Annotated in this window: 15 protein-coding genes and 4 tRNA genes; 12 read left to right on the top strand and 7 right to left on the bottom strand. The window is 44.4% G+C overall.

Features of this window, described 5'->3' with window-relative positions; all coding sequences use genetic code 11:
- The first annotated feature begins 1 nt into the window (after position 1).
- Positions 2–523: a DUF3833 family protein gene (locus tag ABTQ23_RS03405; RefSeq protein ID WP_408614230.1), complete on the top strand. Its 522-nt coding sequence runs from the start codon at positions 2–4 to the stop codon at positions 521–523.
- A 23-nt stretch (positions 524–546) separates the two neighbouring features.
- On the opposite strand, the gene ABTQ23_RS03400 is transcribed toward ABTQ23_RS03405, so the two are convergent.
- From ABTQ23_RS03400 to ABTQ23_RS03385, 4 genes are all read right to left on the bottom strand, one after another.
- Positions 547–622 (bottom strand) — tRNA-Val (locus tag ABTQ23_RS03400).
- Positions 623–626: 4 nt separating this feature from the next.
- Positions 627–702, bottom strand: a tRNA-Val gene (locus ABTQ23_RS03395).
- A gap of 6 nt (positions 703–708) precedes the next feature.
- Positions 709–784: transfer RNA gene (locus ABTQ23_RS03390), tRNA-Val, on the bottom strand.
- 4 nt (positions 785–788) lie between these two features.
- Positions 789–864: transfer RNA gene (locus tag ABTQ23_RS03385), tRNA-Val, on the bottom strand.
- A gap of 315 nt (positions 865–1,179) precedes the next feature.
- Here ABTQ23_RS03385 and gltX point away from each other — a divergent pair.
- Positions 1,180–2,661 (top strand): glutamate--tRNA ligase, encoded by a 1,482-nt coding sequence (gene gltX, locus ABTQ23_RS03380; RefSeq protein WP_408614229.1) that lies wholly within the window; start codon positions 1,180–1,182, stop codon positions 2,659–2,661.
- Between the two features lie 102 nt (positions 2,662–2,763).
- Here the strand turns inward: gltX and ABTQ23_RS03375 are convergent, their stop codons facing one another.
- Complete coding sequence (locus tag ABTQ23_RS03375) at positions 2,764–3,333, bottom strand: VC2662 family protein (protein ID WP_408614228.1); 570 nt, start codon at positions 3,331–3,333, stop codon at positions 2,764–2,766.
- 168 nt (positions 3,334–3,501) lie between these two features.
- On the opposite strand from ABTQ23_RS03375, the gene rlmN reads away from it, so the two are divergent.
- The 9 genes from rlmN to ABTQ23_RS03330 all read left to right on the top strand — a co-directional run bounded on the left by rlmN (position 3,502) and on the right by ABTQ23_RS03330 (position 12,698).
- Positions 3,502–4,623, top strand: a complete 1,122-nt coding sequence (rlmN, locus tag ABTQ23_RS03370) for a dual-specificity RNA methyltransferase RlmN (RefSeq protein ID WP_408614227.1) — start codon at positions 3,502–3,504, stop codon at positions 4,621–4,623.
- Positions 4,624–4,646: 23 nt separating this feature from the next.
- On the top strand, positions 4,647–5,426 hold the full coding sequence (gene pilW / locus ABTQ23_RS03365; protein ID WP_408614226.1) for a type IV pilus biogenesis/stability protein PilW: 780 nt from the start codon (positions 4,647–4,649) through the stop codon (positions 5,424–5,426).
- Positions 5,416–6,504 carry a cytoskeleton protein RodZ gene (rodZ, locus tag ABTQ23_RS03360; RefSeq protein WP_408614225.1) on the top strand — a complete coding sequence of 363 codons (1,089 nt, stop codon included), beginning with the start codon at positions 5,416–5,418 and terminating at the stop codon, positions 6,502–6,504. The genes pilW and rodZ overlap by 11 nt, the downstream gene beginning before the upstream one ends.
- 12 nt (positions 6,505–6,516) lie before the next feature.
- On the top strand, positions 6,517–7,617 hold the full coding sequence (ispG, locus tag ABTQ23_RS03355) for a flavodoxin-dependent (E)-4-hydroxy-3-methylbut-2-enyl-diphosphate synthase (RefSeq protein WP_408614224.1): 1,101 nt from the start codon (positions 6,517–6,519) through the stop codon (positions 7,615–7,617).
- Between the two features lie 142 nt (positions 7,618–7,759).
- The gene (hisS, locus tag ABTQ23_RS03350; RefSeq protein ID WP_408614223.1) at positions 7,760–9,037 is read left to right on the top strand and encodes a histidine--tRNA ligase; all 1,278 of its coding nucleotides are present in this window, start codon (positions 7,760–7,762) and stop codon (positions 9,035–9,037) included.
- 79 nt (positions 9,038–9,116) lie between these two features.
- On the top strand, positions 9,117–9,728 hold the full coding sequence (locus ABTQ23_RS03345) for a YfgM family protein (protein ID WP_408614222.1): 612 nt from the start codon (positions 9,117–9,119) through the stop codon (positions 9,726–9,728).
- Between the two features lie 4 nt (positions 9,729–9,732).
- The gene (gene bamB, locus ABTQ23_RS03340) at positions 9,733–10,911 is read left to right on the top strand and encodes an outer membrane protein assembly factor BamB (RefSeq protein WP_408614221.1); all 1,179 of its coding nucleotides are present in this window, start codon (positions 9,733–9,735) and stop codon (positions 10,909–10,911) included.
- A gap of 81 nt (positions 10,912–10,992) precedes the next feature.
- The gene (der, locus tag ABTQ23_RS03335) at positions 10,993–12,465 is read left to right on the top strand and encodes a ribosome biogenesis GTPase Der (RefSeq protein ID WP_408614499.1); all 1,473 of its coding nucleotides are present in this window, start codon (positions 10,993–10,995) and stop codon (positions 12,463–12,465) included.
- On the top strand, positions 12,462–12,698 hold the full coding sequence (locus ABTQ23_RS03330) for a zinc ribbon domain-containing protein (protein WP_408614220.1): 237 nt from the start codon (positions 12,462–12,464) through the stop codon (positions 12,696–12,698). The genes der and ABTQ23_RS03330 overlap by 4 nt, the downstream gene beginning before the upstream one ends.
- Here the strand turns inward: ABTQ23_RS03330 and ABTQ23_RS03325 are convergent.
- Complete coding sequence (locus ABTQ23_RS03325) at positions 12,695–14,524, bottom strand: bifunctional helix-turn-helix transcriptional regulator/alpha/beta hydrolase (protein WP_408614219.1); 1,830 nt, start codon at positions 14,522–14,524, stop codon at positions 12,695–12,697. The genes ABTQ23_RS03330 and ABTQ23_RS03325 overlap by 4 nt on opposite strands.
- A gap of 128 nt (positions 14,525–14,652) precedes the next feature.
- Positions 14,653–16,035: an exodeoxyribonuclease VII large subunit gene (gene xseA, locus ABTQ23_RS03320; protein ID WP_408614218.1), complete on the bottom strand. Its 1,383-nt coding sequence runs from the start codon at positions 16,033–16,035 to the stop codon at positions 14,653–14,655.
- A gap of 138 nt (positions 16,036–16,173) precedes the next feature.
- Between xseA and guaB the strand changes: the two genes are divergently transcribed.
- Positions 16,174–17,637: an IMP dehydrogenase gene (guaB, locus tag ABTQ23_RS03315; RefSeq protein ID WP_408614217.1), complete on the top strand. Its 1,464-nt coding sequence runs from the start codon at positions 16,174–16,176 to the stop codon at positions 17,635–17,637.
- The last annotated feature ends 76 nt before the right edge of the window (positions 17,638–17,713 follow it).

Genomic DNA, 17,713 nt, shown 5'->3' with positions numbered 1-17,713 from the left:
GATGAGAGTAATTCTAATCGTTATATTCAGCACTTTGTTAGTCTCTTGCAGCACGAATATTGAAGAGTATCAAGGCAGTAAACCCGATTTTGCGTTTCGCTCTTTTTTCTCAGGCAAACTTAAAGCATGGGGAATGGTGACTGATTACTCAAATAAATTAACGCGGCGTTTTACAACCGATATCATTGCTAGTTGGGATAAAGATACACTGACTTTGGATGAAACATTTCATTATTTAGATGGCAAACAACAAAAACGCATCTGGAGTATTGAGCTTAATGGCAACGAAATTTCTGGTCGAGCAGGGGATGTAAAAGGGCAGGCAAAAGGCTCAATTGCAGGTTCTGTCGTCAACTGGCACTACCTGTTAAACGTTCCAATCAATAACAAACAGTGGACATTTAAAGTCGATGACTGGTTATACCGCATTGATGATGACGTTGTGATCAATACCAGTACGTTGTACAAGTTTGGTTTGCCAGTTGGACACGTAACGTTAATGTTGAAAAAGCAAAAAGATTAGAAAAACCGGAAGGATAAAAAATATGGTGGTCGTTGCTGGGCTTGAACCAGCGACCCTCGCCTTGTAAGGGCGATGCTCTCCCAACTGAGCTAAACGACCATCATGGTGGTTGCTACTGGGCTTGAACCAGTGACCCTCGCCTTGTAAGGGCGATGCTCTCCCAACTGAGCTAAGCAACCAAATTGTGGTGGTCGTTGCTGGGCTTGAACCAGCGACCCTCGCCTTGTAAGGGCGATGCTCTCCCAACTGAGCTAAACGACCACGATGGTGGTTGCTACTGGGCTTGAACCAGTGACCCTCGCCTTGTAAGGGCGATGCTCTCCCAACTGAGCTAAGCAACCACTTGTGGAGGCGTATTATAGGGAGCCTCGCCGAGCTGTCAACGCAAATTTTAAGAAAATCCGTGTGGTTGCTGGTTTTCTCATCAAAAATGCAGGCTTAGCGGTTTTGTTGTTCTATATGTGGGCTGATTTGAGTATTTTTTCACCATCTATTAACAGAGCAATAAATACCGCTAGAGAATGAAATGTATTTTTTCTTAAGTTATGAATAAATCATCCCATCAAATTTACCCGCAAAGATAAACACAATCGCCATGCTATGGTAAGATTGCCGCCAACTTATTATTGTTGTAACTGACTGGAAAGAGAGATTTCATGACTGTTCGAACTCGAGTTGCCCCATCACCAACTGGTGATCCACATGTGGGCACTGCTTATATTGCACTGTTCAACTATGCGTTTGCTAAATCGCAAGGTGGTGAGTTTATTTTGCGTATCGAAGATACCGACCGCACTCGCAGTACTCGAGAGTCAGAGGACGCTATCTTAGAAAGCTTAAAATGGACCGGTTTGTCATGGGATGAAGGCCCAGATATTGGCGGCCCAGCAGGCCCTTATCGACAAAGTGATCGCATCGATATTTATCAGAAATATGCGCAACAGTTGGTTGATGAAGGTAAAGCGTTTTATTGCTTTGCAACATCTGATGAGCTTGCCCAGATGCGTGCTGAACAACTTGAAGCTGGTATCCAGCCTCATTATGACGGTCGCGGTTTAAAATTAACTGAATCTGAAATTAAAGCGCATCTTGATGCTGGCGACCCGTATGTGATCCGGATGAAAATCCCTGAATCAGGTAGTTTTAAGTTTAATGATTACCTGCGCGGTGAAGTCGAAATTCCGTGGGAACAGGTCGATATGCAAGTGTTGCTTAAAGCAGACGGCTATCCGACTTATTTTCTGGCGAATGTGGTCGATGACCATTTGATGAGCATCACCCATATTTTCCGTGGTGAAGAGTGGCTAAGCTCAGCTCCAAAACTGATTAAACTCTATGAAGATTTTGGTTGGCAGGCGCCACAGCTTGGCCATATGCCACTGCTGCGTAACCCGGATAAATCTAAACTGAGTAAACGTAAAAACCCAACCAGTATTCTGTATTATCAGAAAATGGGCTTTTTGCCTCAGGCGCTTTTGAACTATCTAGGGCGGATGGGATGGTCTATGCCTGATGGTCGGGAAAAATTCTCGCTTGATGAAATGGTCGAAAATTTCGACATGAAACGAGTCTCTTTAGGCGGACCCGTCTTTGATGTCGATAAACTAAAATGGCTCAATGGCTTGTGGATCCGTGAAGAACTCGATGACGACCAGCTAGCCGATGAACTGCACAAATGGGCTTATAATCGTGAAACACTGATGAAAATCATTCCTCAGGTGAAAACTCGTATGGAAGTTTTCAGTGATTTAGCTCCAATTGCCGCTCATTTTGTCAGTGGTATCCCAGAATATGACCCTGTATTGCTGGTCAATAAACTCACTGAAGAGCAGTTTCGTGAAGGAATGCAGTTCTTTATTTGGGAATTAGAAGCGCTGCACGATTGGGATAAAGATAAGATCTTTTTGATTGCCAAAGCAATTGCCGATCACCTTGAAGTGAAAGTAAAAGATTTCTTAGAGCCAGTTTTTGTCGCGATTACTGGTAAAACCAGCTCTACATCTGTTGTGGATGCAATGGAAATCCTCGGGCCGGATATGTCTCGCGCTCGACTGCGTGTTGCGTTGCTAAGTGTGGGGGTTAGCAAAAAAGTTGCTAAAAAACTCGAGAAAGCCTTTAAAGCCTATAAAGCAGCTTAAACTTGATGGGTAGTAAAACGGGAGCTTATGCTCCCGTTTTTGTATCTATCGTATTTGATAACTAACCAGTCATTTCATTTTAGATAGCCAAGGGTATAATTTTTAAAAGTTTTTATTGAAGTTGATAATCGGCAGAACCGGGAGTGCACCATTGGCTGCGTAGTTTACTAAGCCTATTTGTAACCCTTGTAGATTTTGTGTGGCATTCACCAGTCCCAGCTGAAAATAGGTTTTTGCTGAGTAATTAACCAGTCCTAAATCAACACTTGATTGCTCGGTACTGATGTTGACCAAACCCAGGTTGGCCCCTTTTAACGAGTGAGTGACGTTTAATAGGCCAATGTTAACCCCTTGGTCATCACCTTCATGCCAGTTGGCTAAGTTCAGTGCAACACCACGAAAATGTTGACGAATATGGCCAATTCCTAAAAAAGGTGAGAACTGAACGCCATAAAAATTGTCTACTTGTGATAGGGATAATAAAGGGACGTCTATGCCGCTGACATTGTGTGTGTATCCATAAAGAATGGATAGTCTGGCACCTTTGAGCGTTTCTGCTTGGGGAAACTGTTTTCCCGCGAAGTTAAATTGCGCATGTGTTGCGCCAATCGCTGAAAAACTCAACAAAAGGCTCAGCAATAGAGTGAAGCGGGTGATGGCTGACTTTTGCAAGATAGAATTTCCTTAAATGGCTACGAATTTGTTAAAATAAGTTATCAAGTCACGATTACGGTAACTACTTGGGAAAATCGATATTGCATTGGTTTTTTCCGGTACTGGCCAAGTAGCGCTAAAGTTTGTACAATCCGGCGCTTTTTTATTTAAAGGATCGCAACGTTCATGAGTGAGCAAAAAACAAATCTGCTGAATCTCAATCGCCAGGCTATGCGGGATTTCTTCGCCGAGATGGGGGAGAAACCGTTTCGAGCGGATCAAGTGATGAAATGGATTTATCATTTTGGCGTTAGCGATTTCGAACAGATGACCAACGTTAATAAGGTCTTACGAGCCAAGTTGGTTGAATGTGCCGAAATCAAGGCACCTGAAATATCTAAAGAACAGCGCTCATCTGATGGCACCATCAAATGGGCGATGTTAGTTCATGGTCAAGAAATTGAAACGGTTTATATCCCAGAGCACGATAGGGCGACTCTTTGTGTCTCTTCTCAGGTGGGATGCGCACTCGATTGCAAATTTTGCTCAACCGCGCAGCAGGGTTTTAACCGTAACTTAAGTGTTAGCGATATTATTGGTCAGGTGTGGCGAGCAGCCCAAGTTATCGGATTTAGCAAACAAACCGGTAAACGGCCGATTACCAATGTCGTTATGATGGGAATGGGCGAGCCGCTGCTTAATTTAAATAACGTCATTCCGGCGATGGAATTGATGATGGACGATTTGGCCTTCGGGTTAAGTAAACGACGCGTCACCATCAGTACTTCAGGCGTTGTCCCTGCGCTGGATATGCTGGGCGATCGAATCGATGTCGCTTTGGCCATTTCGCTGCACGCGCCAAATGATAAGTTGCGCAGTGAAATCATGCCGATTAACGATAAATACAATATCAGCGAGTTTCTCGGTGCGGTAAAACGCTACATGACCAAATCGAATGCAAATCAGGGCAAAGTCACAGTTGAGTATGTATTGCTTAACAAAGTGAACGATGAGATGGATCACGCCCACGAGCTCGCGGCACTTTTAAAAGATACACCCTGTAAGATTAACTTGATCCCGTTTAATCCGTATCCTGAATCACCTTATGGTAAACCGTCTAATAGCCGTATCGACAGATTCAGCAAAGTGTTGACATCCTACGGTATTACCGTTGTGGTGCGCAGAACTCGCGGTGATGATATTGATGCTGCGTGTGGTCAGTTAGCCGGTGATGTGATCGATAGAACAAAACGCACCATTAAACGTCGTCAGCAAGGCAAACCTATTTCGGTTTCAGTTCAGCAATAGCATTGCGTAACAGGATCTTATCTATGCGATTTAAGCTGGTTTTAATGATTTTTCTTCCTTGGCTGCTAAGTGGCTGTGTCACTCAGACACTGGTTGATGGGGTGCCTGTTGAGCAAAATCAGAACCAGCATAAAAGTAAAGTGCAGGCTGCTCGTTCTCGTCTGGCTTTGGCCATAAATTATCTGCGCTCTGGCAATAGTGATTTGGCTAAGCATAATATTATGCTTGCCCAACAAGATGACCCGAATCTGATTGATGTTGATTTAACTTGGGGCTATTTTTATTCGCAAGTCGGTCAGGTAAATAAAGCAATTACAGCGTATCAACATGCCTTGAACAAAGACCCCAAAAATGGCGATGCATTGAATAATTTAGGGGTGATTCGCTGTCATCAGGGCAATTATCAAAAAGCACAGCAATTGTTTGAAAAAGCCTTAGATGGGCCGGGTTACACCGCAATTGATAGTACGAATGAAAATGCTGGCTTGTGCGCCTATCGTGCAGGCGAGTATGATAAAGCGAAATCTTATTTTATAGCGGCACTTGCCTATAATGCCGAACGACCGCAATCGTTGTTGGGGCTAGCGAATGTGTTGATTGAGCAGCATCAGTATGCAGATGCTCGATCGTACTTGAAACGTTATAGCAAGATTGCATCGGCTTCACCGCAGAGTCTGTTAGCGTGGATTAAAGTTTCACGCGGTGAGGGTAACTTAACGCAGCAGGTGCTTTGGGGAAAAGAATTGATTACACAGTTCCCTGATGCGCCTCAAACTAAAAAATACTTAGCCAATGACTACTGAACCTACAAATGGCCACGATGAAGGCTTTTCACCAGAAAGTTCCAATCAGCCTTCTGCTGGACAAAAATTGCAGGCAGCTCGCGAAGCTGCTGGTCTGTCGATTCAAGATGTCGCAACGCGTTTAAATTTGCGTCGGCAAGTTATTGTAGATATTGAAAACGACGATGCTCAGTCAAGTTTATCGATAACTTATCGTAAAGGGTATATTCGCAGTTATGCCAAGCTGGTAAATGTCCCTGAAAGTGAAGTACTGGATACGACCTATCACCATCAAGATGCGGTTAAACCTCTTAAAATTGACAATTTTGCTCAACCTATTCTTGATGAGCGCCGCCGCGATGGCAAATTAAAATGGCTCACTATTTTAATTATCATTGTGGTGTTGGCGTCTTTAGGGGCCTGGTGGTGGCAAAATCATTCGCTCAAAGATATTTTGCCTTCATCGATGAGCCAGTCTGGTTCGGTAAATATCAGTAACATATTGCCTGATGACGATAAAAGTGCGGCCCCTGCTAATGCTGATGATAAAGGCAGTACTGACACAAAAAAGCCAGCCAATGATGCTCAAGCTTTGCCAAGTGCCGCAATGCCTAGTCCGCCAGCGAATGCAGCGGCTAAAGCACAACAAGTTGCAGCAGAACTTGATAAGCCTGGTAGTGAGCAAACGCCAACAAGCAGTGAGCATCCGTCCTCAGAAACAGCATTAACCAGCTCGGTTGCTAGCAATGCTAATCCTCAACCATCTGAATCTGAAAATGCGGCTGGCGATAATAGTGATAGTCATACGCTTAGCGATACTGCACCGGCTAGTTCTGAGCCGAGCCAAGCTATTCCTGCGCATCAATTGGAGCTTAGCTTTAGCAAAGCGTGTTGGATTCAGGTAAAAGATGCAGCGGGCAACCGTTTAGCTGTTGGTGTCAAACAACCCGGTCAGGTTTTGCAATTAAATGGGCAGCCGCCTTATAAACTGATTCTGGGCGTTCCAGATGGTGTTTCAATTAAATATGGTGGAAAAGAGTTAGCATTTAATAATAACAGTGCCAACGGCAGAACTGCCCATATAAGTGTTCCAAATTAATTAGAGGTTGATATGAGTGGTGGTAAGCCGATTAAACGGCGTGTGTCTAAGCAGATCCACGTTGGATCTGTTGCTGTAGGTGGTGATGCGCCAATTTCGGTGCAGTCTATGACAAATACTCGTACGACTGATGTTGAAGCGACAGTTGCACAGATTCAACGTATTGAACAAGCGGGTGCTGATATTGTGCGGGTTTCAGTTCCCACAATGGACGCCGCTGAAGCGTTTAAAGCGATTCGTCAGCGAGTAACGATTCCGTTAGTCGCTGACATTCATTTTGACTACCGCATTGCGCTTAAAGTTGCGGAATACGGTGTAGACTGTCTGCGTATTAATCCGGGTAATATTGGCCATGAAGGCCGTATTCGCAGCGTGGTTGATTCAGCTCGCGACCATAATATTCCAATTCGCATTGGTGTGAACGGTGGCTCATTAGAAAAAGATCTGCAGGAAAAATATGGTGAACCGACAGCGCAAGCATTAGTTGAGTCAGCAATGCGCCATGTGGATATCCTCGATAAGCTAAATTTTGACCAGTTTAAAGTCAGTGTTAAAGCCTCGGACGTATTTTTAGCCGTCGATGCCTATCGATTACTTGCCAAACAGATTGAACAACCTCTGCATTTAGGTATTACCGAAGCGGGTGGACAACGAGCCGGTGCGGTTAAATCAGCCATTGGCTTAGGGTTGTTATTAAGCGAAGGGATTGGTGATACTTTGCGAGTCTCTTTGGCAGCCGATCCGGTTGAAGAGGTGAAAGTTGGTTTTGATATTTTAAAATCGCTACGAATTCGCAGCCGTGGGATTAATTTTATTGCCTGCCCAAGTTGTTCCCGACAGGAATTTGACGTGATAGGTACCGTTAACCAGCTTGAGCAGCGTTTAGAAGACATAGCAACGCCAATGGATGTCTCTATTATCGGTTGTGTCGTCAATGGTCCTGGGGAAGCATTGGTTTCCGATATGGGCATTGCCGGTAGCGCTCGTAAAAGTGCTTTGTATATCGGTGGCGCACGGCAAAAAGAGCGTTTTGATAATGATAATTTAGTTGATGAACTAGAAGCGAAGATTCGTGCTCGGGTCGCGATGCTTGATGTAAAAAATATCGACTGACCTTGATCGTTTTAGATATTCCGCCAAGACAAATAATTTGCACCAACAGGCAAAGTCTACGCGGAATAATTTACCTGACGAGAACAAGCCCTTATAATCAAAGCATTAAAAATGCTTAATTTTAACAAAAATAGAGAATAACGTGGCCAAACAGATTCAGAAAATCCGTGGGATGAACGACTTTCTGCCTGAAGAAACGACTAAATGGCAGCAGGTTGAAAACTTAATTCGTCAAGTCGTCGCCGCATACGGATACAGTGAAATTCGCACTCCAATTATTGAAAGTACCTCTTTGTTTAAGCGCTCTATTGGTGAAGTGACCGATATTGTGGAAAAAGAGATGTACACCTTTGATGATCGTGATGGCGACAGTTTAACTCTGCGCCCTGAGGGGACCGCATCATGTGTAAGAGCCGGTAATCAACACGGTCTTATTTATAATCAGGAACAGCGTCTGTGGTATATGGGCCCGATGTTCCGTTATGAACGTCCGCAAAAAGGCCGCTATCGTCAGTTCCATCAATTTGGGTGTGAAGTATTTGGCTTAAATGGGCCAGACATTGACGCTGAAGTGATTATCTTAACCGCCCGGTTATGGAAAACCTTTGGGATTGCTGACAAAGTTAAGCTTGAGCTTAACTCGTTAGGCTCAAACGAAGCACGTGCTGTTTATCGAGAAAAATTAGTCGAGTATTTAAAAGCACACGAAGAGATGCTTGATGAAGACTCCAAACGTCGCCTCGAAAGTAATCCGCTGCGTGTTCTTGATAGTAAAGATAAAGATGTACAAGCCGCTCTTGAGAATGCACCGAAGTTAATCGATTACTTAGATGATGAAAGTCGCGAACACTTAGACGGTTTGTGCAAACTTTTAGACGGTGCTGGCATCAAATATGAAATTAACCATAAGTTGGTTCGTGGTTTAGATTATTACAATCGCACCGTGTTTGAATGGGTGACTAAAGATTTAGGTTCTCAAGGCACCGTTTGTGCTGGTGGCCGTTATGATGGTTTAGTTGAGCAGCTTGGTGGTCGGCCAACGCCTGCAGTTGGGTTTGCTATGGGCATGGAACGGATGGTCTTGCTGCTTGATGCGTTGGGTCGTTTGCATCAAAGTGATGCCGTTGCTGATATCTATGTTCTTGGTAGTGGCGAACAAGCAGCGGTAGTTGCCAACCAGTTAGCTGAACAGGTTCGAGATAAATTGCCGCGTCTACGAGTGATGAATCACCGGGGCGGTGGCAACTTTAAAAAGCAATTTAAACGCGCTGATAAATCTGGAGCTCAGGTTGCACTCATTGTCGGTGAGGACGAAGTCAGTAACGAGCAGGTTACGATTAAGTATCTGCGCACCGGAACTGAACAGGTCACTATTAGTCAAGAACAGTTAATTGATTACCTGAGCGAATATTTTGTCTAATATAATGGCTCGCTAAGAAAGATTTAAGCGCGATGAGTGTAAGTTTGAGAACCAACTGATTTTTATTTGAGGGGGATGTGTGGAGATATATTCCACTGAAGAACAACAAGAGCAGGCGATTATTGGATTCCTGCAACGTTATTGGATTGCATTTGTTGCGGTCATCGTAATTGTTATTGCTGCCTCGGTGGGATGGTATTTATATCAAGACCATCAAGATGGTAAATCACTCAAGGCATCAGCTGCGTTTGAAGCAATTATGCAATCAAAAGCAGATAACAAAGTGGTTCAGCTGCAGTCGTTTATTAATAAATATCCTGATGCAAACAGCTATCCATATATGGCGCGAATGATTTTGGCTAAAGCGTTTGTAAACGAAAATAAATATCAACAGGCTGCTGATGCTCTGAGTGTTGTCACGCAAAAAGCTGACGAACCTCTTCGCTCTTTGGCCATGTTGCGTTTAGCTCGTGTTCAGTTGGCGCTTAAAAAAGATAAAGATGCATTGGCAACGCTTGATGGTGTTTCAGGTAAATCTTATAAAGGTTCTGTAGAAGCACTTAAAGGCGATATTTATGTCGCTCAGGGACACTTTGGCAAAGCTCGTGATGCTTATCAACAAGCAATTGCTGATGGCAACGGTAGTGACCCGAGTCTCCAGTTAAAACTTGATAATCTAGCTGGAGAATAGTTTGATGAAAAGAGTGCTTCAACTCTTATTTGCTGGTGGCTTGCTCATGGGGTTGGCTGCTTGTAGCAGTGACAAACCAGTGCATACGCCAGATCCAACACCAGAAGTGGCCAATAAATTTGAGCCTCAAGAAGTTTGGTCAGCTAGCATCGGTGATGGGGTCGGTAACTATTATTCACAGCTACAGCCAACGGTTGCCGACAGCACCGTTTATGCGGCGTCTCGTGAAGGTGAAATTAAGGCGTATAGTCTTAAAGGCAAGCGGCTTTGGGATACCGATTTAACCGACCTTAAAGATTACAAACAGTTTACGGTCGATGGGTCAGCTCGTTTATCCGGTGGTGTTTTAGCTGCGTTCGATATGGTGTTTGTCGGCAGTGAAAATGCTCAGCTGTTTGCCCTTGATGCTAAAACTGGCAAATTAAAATGGCGCACAGCTATGCCTGGTGAAGTGATTGCCTCACCAGCTGTCGGTGAAGGCCTGTTGGCTGTTATTACCAATAATGGGCATCTTGTTGCGATTGACCCACAAAGCGGTAAAATTCGCTGGAATATTACACTCGATCAGCCATCGCTGACGTTGCGCGGCAAAGCGGTCCCAGTGATTAGCAATGGCGTTGTGATTTTAGGTCGCAGTAATGGCTCGGTTGCTATTTTCTCAGTGAAAAATGGTCAGCAAGTATTCTCAACTCGAATCGCCTTGTCTAATGGTAGTACTCAGTTAGAACAAGTTGCTGATATCGATAGCCAGCCGGTGTTATTGGGAAATGAATTATTTGCTATCTCTTATAATGGTTCATTGGTTGCGCTTAACTTGCAAGATGGTCGCACCAGCTGGAAGCGCAGTTATTCAGCTTATCGTGATATGGCCATTGCTGGTAGCGAGCTGTTAATCAGTGACCGCAGTAGCCACTTGATTGATTTAGACCGATTTAGTGGCAGTGAAAACTGGCAGCAGACACAGCTTTCTTATCGCGATATTACCGCGCCAGCTGTTGCTGGAGATTATGTCTTAGTTGGTGATTCACAAGGGTATCTATACTGGATTAGCCGTGACACAGGTAAATTTGTCGCTAAACTTGATGTGGGTGGCGATGGGTTATATGTCGCACCAGTGGTAACCGAGAAACTGATTATTATCCAGACTCGTGATGGCCGACTGATAGCTTATAAACGCGCGTAATCGCATTAGATCCGTTACAATAAAGCTCATAGTCATTTTGACTGTGAGCTTTTTGCTTATTTTTAGGAAACAGATTTCATGGTGCTTCCTGTAGTAGCCCTGGTAGGGCGCCCAAATGTGGGCAAATCAACATTATTTAACCGTTTGACCCGCACTCGCGATGCTCTGGTTGCCGATTATCCAGGGCTGACTCGCGATCGCAAATACGGCCAAGCGCAGCTCAATGGCCAGCGCTATATTGTCATTGACACTGGCGGCATTGAAGGCCAAGAGCAGGGCATTGATAAAGTGATGGCTGCACAGTCGCTAGCGGCGATTGAAGAAGCCGATGTGGTGATGTTCATGGTCGATGCCCGGGTTGGGGTCAGTGCGGGCGATCAAATGATCGCAGATCATCTGCGGCGCCTTGAAAAACCTGTTTTCCTAGTTGCTAATAAAACTGATGGCATCGATGCCGTGGTCGCATCCAGTGATTTTTACAGCTTAGGGCTGGGTGAAGTCTATGCGATTGCCGCAGCCCATGGGCGCGGAGTTAATCAGCTTTTAGAAAGAGCGCTTAAACCACTATTTAAAAACTGGCCTGAAGACGAAGATGAAGATAGTGAACAAGAGCCGTTAATCGAACCCTCACAAGAGGAAGCATTAGCGGATCAACAAGCTGAAGACTTAGCAAATCTGCCAATTAAACTGGCGATTATTGGTCGGCCAAATGTTGGTAAATCAACACTGATTAACCGTATTCTTGGTGAGCAGCGTGTCGTTGTCTATGACATGCCGGGAACCACGCGTGATAGCGTTTATATTCCGATGCAACGCGATGATAGAGAGTATGTCCTCATCGATACAGCGGGCGTGCGTCGGCGCGGTAAAATAACCGATAAAGTCGAGAAATTCTCGGTTATCCAGACTCTTAAAGCCATTGAAGATGCCAATGTGTGTCTGTTAGTGATTGATGCTCGCATGGGCATTTCAGATCAGGATTTGAGTCTGCTCGGATTTATCCTTAATGCTGGTCGTGCATTGGTTTTGGCCGTGAACAAGTGGGATGGTCTGGACATTGATGTTAAAAACGACATCAAGCGTGAGCTAGACCGCCGTTTAGGCTTTATCGATTTTGCCAATGTGCACTTTATTTCAGCATTGCATGGCACTGGTGTCGGGCATTTATATGAGTCAGTTGAGGGCGCTTATGCAAGTGCTACAAAACGTATCTCAACCGCGCTGTTAACGCGTATTCTAGAGATGGCTCGAGAAGATCATCAGCCACCGTTAGTGCGTGGTCGCCGCGTTAAACTGCGTTACGCCCATGCTGGCGGCTATAATCCGCCACGAATCGTTATTCATGGTAATCAAGTGAACTCATTGCCTGATTCGTATAAGCGTTATCTGATGAATTATTATCGTAAAGCATTGGAGATGACCGGAACACCTATTCGAATTGAGTTTCGTGAAGGTGAAAACCCATTTGCGAATAAATCACGTAAGTTAACGCTTAGCCAGCAACGAGCTCGTAAACGTATTGATAAACAGCGTCAGAGTAAAGATAACCAATGACAGCACTGGTATGTCCTAACTGTGAGCGAGAGCTTGAACCATCAGCAACTGATAGCCATGGCGGTTATTGCTCACACTGTCAAAGCAACTTCCATCGTGTTGCTTATTGTCCTCAGTGTGAGCAGCCACTTGAAGTATTAAAAGCTTGTGGCGCTGTTGATTATTTTTGTAATCATTGCAATGAGCTTAAATCTAAGCGACAGGTTATCTATCGCCTAGAGCCAAAGCATTAGCGCTCTAATTGATTGTTCTTTTCGAGACGATTTTTAAGATCGCGAATAATGTCTGGCCAGTTTTGATAAATCATTAAATGGCCAGCATTTTCCACAATGTTTAACTCTCCCATCGGAATCTGGCTGCGAATTTTTTCTGCTGTATTTAGCGATACATAGGAGCTTTTGCGGCCATGCCACAACAATGTCGGAATTTTAATTTTCGAAAAATTGATTGGCTCTTCCTGTGTATAACGCCGCAGCTCATCGACAAATGCATTGACGCCTTGACGACCAACTTCTGTGCAACTAAGTTGCATAAGGCGTTGAACATGTGATTGTTGCAGCAATACGTGATCGTATTCATTAATTCTCGTTGCGAGAAGATCAATATAATAGCTCGGTGTATTGTGCAGGCCTCGTTCAATCAATACCAGAAACAGCCGATAGAGCTGCGGATAATGTTTAGCTAGCTGGGCTTGCATCATAAACAGCGGGGTTGCTTTGTGATAATCATCAGGGGTTGCCAGTGGCGAGCCAGCAGAGATGAGCACCATCTGTTTGACTCGTTCAGGGTCTTTAACCGCCAATTCACAGGCATAATTGCCGCCGACTGCATAGCCGATGACGGAAAACCGTTTGATTTTCAGTTTATCCATTAGCTGCAGAGCATCTTCATACCATTGTTTATAGCTCAAGCCTGGATTGGGATCAGAATAGCCGTAACCTGGGCGATCTGGAATGATAAGGCGAACGCCAGCACGTTTGGCCCAGTCATTATGCAAGTCAAAACACTCCATTCGAGAGCCGAGAATCGAGTGACATAACAATACCGGTTCCCCATGTGCTTGGCCGCGTTCGCGATAACATAGGTTTCGGCCATCATCTAACGTGATATTTTGATCCAGTGGACTGAGCTGGTCATTATGTTCATCACTGCGGTGACTTTGAAATAACATGCTCGCAGGGCCAGTTAAAATCCGGTTCACCAGCTCGCTCTGTTTATTAACGTCCACTTTTTGGTAAATCGATTTTAGCTGGGTGCGAACCGTGTTATAGCTAACATGCAATGTTTTGGCGATGTTCGGTGGGGATATACCGCGAACAATGTGTTCAACAATCCGAAGCTCTTTTGGGGTTAGCTGATAAATATCAGCTAGTGCCGAAATCTCAAGGGCGTTTTCAAAATTGGTGCTTGATAAAAATACTGCTACTTTCGCCTGTTTTTCATAAACCGACAACGCATGCATATTTAATGGCGTGAGTACCATCATAGGGCGCAGTTGGGAGTTCGGCGTTTTAATTAACATTCCGCGGCTTTGCATATCAAATGCTCGAGCTCTAGAAAGCTCTTTAACCAGTGCCATCATTTTTTGATTTTGGTGGGGGTCGCTTAGCGCTAGTTTATTATTGTTATTGGTAACGTATGGCGATTTAGTGAGCATTTCACTGCCCAGTGAATTACAGCTTTGAATTGTTCCATCTTCGCTTATTAATATTAATCCCACAGGGATTCGATTTAGCAATGAATGCAATAATTGATGGCTTTCTTCAGCAGCATAAAGTTTTTTAGTAATTTTGATGGCTAAGGAAAGGTGGCGAAAAACCCGTTTTAATTTTGGATTTTCCTCTAGAGGATTACTTGGTGCATGGCCATCTAACGCATCAAAAAGAGGATACACACCAACTCGAGTTGTCTTAGCGAATTGACTGCGTTGAGTGAGAAGGTAAAGCTGTTTGAGAAGTTCGGGCCATAATTCTGGTTCGCTAGCAGCTTGATATATTAATTCGATTAGCCGCTCATCATCTTCAGTTGCATCAGCAACTTTATTTTCGGAGATCATCATGATCTGTCCTTATCTAAACTCATTAATCCACAATATTGATAATATTATTATTAGATGACCAAGCACTACCACTATTTTAACAATAGTTGTACTAAAGCAAGTTTGCTAACATTAAAAGAGTTAACTGCTTAATTTTTAGGCGAATCTGGTAAGTTTGGCACAGATTGTTCATTCGTTGATTTTACGATTGCACGGGCTTGACCATCTTGAAGCGTAATCGTGACTGTTTGGTCCGGTTGAAACTGCTTGATATGAGTTAGCCAGTGACCAGAATCATTCTGAATGGTGCTGTAGCCGCGCGCGAGAACCGCTAAAGGACTCAGAGCTCGGAGTTGATCAATGGTTCGAGAAAAGCGGTTTTGGGCGTTTTTAAAATGGTTATTACTTGCCATTGCTAGGCGCTCGCGAAGCTGCGCTAAATAGACGGACTTTTGCCCGAGCAATCGTTCTGGGGATGCTTGATACATCCTTTGTTCTAAGTGTTGGCAAATTTGATGGCGATGTTGCAAGTCTTTGGATAGTGCTCGTTGCAGCCGCTGCGAGTATTCATCAAGTTGCTGCTGGCGTACTTGTAATTGACGAAGCGGTGATTGGTTATTCAGGCGCTGTTTTAGGTACTGAAATTTTTGCTGCCAATTATGTTGGTATTGTCCACTTAGTTGGCTCAATCGAGTATGCAATTGTTGGTAACGCTGGCTGAGCGAATGAACGCCATAAGCGACTTTTTCAGCAGCCGCAGATGGTGTTGGCGCTCTATAATCAGCGGCAAAATCAGTTAAGGTAAAATCAATTTCATGGCCAACAGCTGAGATAATAGGAAGTTGGCTATCAGCCACTAACCGGGCTAGAGCCTCATTGTTAAAGGCCCATAAATCTTCAAGCGAGCCCCCACCACGGCCAATAATGATGACATCGACCTCCTGTCGCTGATTCGCAAGTGTTAGCGCTTGACATAATCCGCTAGGGGCAAGCTCTCCTTGCACTGAACTGGGGTAGAGGACAATTTGGATACTCGGAGCGAGTCGTTTGAGAACGGCTGTAATATCGTGAAATGCAGCGCCACTGGCTGAGGTGATTACGCCAACGCGTTGGATAACCTGTGGCAGCGGCCTTTTGTTTTGTTCGGCAAAGAGCCCTTCGGCAGCTAGCTTGCTGCGCAATTGCTCATAGGCTAATTGCATCGCGCCAAGGCCATCGGGTTGCATCGATTGCACAATAAGTTGGTAGTCCCCACGGGGTTCATAAACGCTAATACGCGCTCTGACTAAAACCTGTTGCCCATCGGTGACATCAAAGAGAACCTTGCGGTTTTGCCCTTTAAACATCGCGCAGCGTACCTGTGAACGATTGTCTTTGAGGCTAAAGTACCAGTGCCCTGAATAAGGTTTAGATAAGTTGGATATTTCCCCTTTGAGCCAGATTTCGCTAAATGCCGACTCTAACATCTGGCGAACCTGAGCGTTAAGTTGACTGACAGAAAAAATATTTGGGTCGTTTAACAGTGGGTCCATATCGGGCAATCTTTGTGACTTAAAAATTTAATCATCCAAAATACCACTTTTTGTTTTACCTTGACCAGCGAAAAGCATATAATCCATTCGCAATATTTACACCCCCAGACAGATTTTTAATTACGGTGAGATGTTGCAATGTTGAGAATTCAAAAAGAAGCTTTAACCTTCGATGATGTGCTATTAGTGCCCGCACATTCGCAGGTCCTGCCTAACACCGCGAAGCTGGAAACGCAGCTAACCGCTAAAATTAAACTTAATATCCCGATGATTTCAGCAGCGATGGATACCGTTACTGAATCGCGCTTGGCTATTGCCCTAGCTCAGGAAGGTGGAATTGGGTTTATTCACAAAAACATGTCAATTGAGGCTCAGGCATTAGAAGTACGTAAAGTCAAAAAACACGAAAATGGCGTGGTACTTAATCCTGTTACAGTTTCAGCTGAAATGACTCTGCGAGAAGTAGTTGAGCTGACCAAACAAAATGGTTTTGCAAGCTACCCTGTTGTCACTGGCGATAATGAGCTAGTTGGTATTATTACTGGCCGTGATATGCGCTTTGAAAGCAACCTAGATACACTGGTTGGCAAAGTGATGACTCCAAAAGATAAATTGATCACGACAACCGAAACAACGCGTGAGCGTGTTCAGCAGTTAATGCATACTAACCGTATTGAAAAAATGCTGTTAGTTGATGATGACTTTAAACTGCGCGGCATGATCACCGCTAAAGACTTCAAAAAAGCTGAAAGCAAACCATACGCTTGTAAAGATGAATTAGGTCGCTTGCGAGTAGGTGCGGCTGTAGGCGCTGGTGCTGGTAACGAAGAACGCGTTGCAGCTCTTGTAGAAGCTGGCGTTGACGTATTGCTGATTGATTCATCTCATGGTCATTCACAGGGCGTTTTAGATCGCATCCACGAGACTCGTTTAGCTTATCCTGATTTACAAATTATTGGTGGTAATGTCGCAACAGCCGCTGGTGCAAAAGCATTGGTCGAAGCTGGTGTTAGTGCTGTAAAAGTTGGGATTGGCCCGGGTTCAATCTGTACCACTCGAATTGTAACCGGTGTTGGTGTGCCACAGATTAGTGCGGTTTCTGATGCGGTTGATGCACTTGAAGGAACTGGTGTTCCTGTTATCGCTGATGGTGGTATTCGTTTCTCTGGTGATATTGCTAAAGCTCTAGCTGCGGGTGCAAGCTGTGTGATGGTTGGCAGTATGTTCGCAGGAACCGAAGAAGCCCCTGGTGAAATTGAGCTGTATCAAGGTCGTTCATTTAAATCTTACCGTGGTATGGGTTCATTAGGTGCGATGTCTAAAGGCTCATCAGATCGCTACTTCCAGAGCGATAACGCCGCCGACAAACTGGTTCCAGAAGGGATTGAAGGTCGTATCGCATACAAAGGTTTACTTAAAGAGATCATCCATCAACAAATGGGCGGGTTACGTTCATGTATGGGCTTAACTGGTTGTGCAACAATTACTGAACTCAATACCAAAGCTGAATTTGTAAAAATTACTAATGCGGGTATGGGGGAAAGTCACGTCCATGATGTTACAATTACCAAAGAGTCGCCTAACTATCGTTTAGGTGGTTAGTAATTTGTTGGCTGAGCCATCATAATGCGGCGAGGTTTTTAAACCTCGCCGATTTATTTGCAGACATTGATAGAGA

The organism is Celerinatantimonas sediminis (genome assembly GCF_046054195.1).
Classification (GTDB): domain Bacteria; phylum Pseudomonadota; class Gammaproteobacteria; order Enterobacterales; family Celerinatantimonadaceae; genus Celerinatantimonas.
Note: the sequence above shows the minus strand (reverse complement) of the source record. Positions and strands in the feature narration are given on the sequence as shown.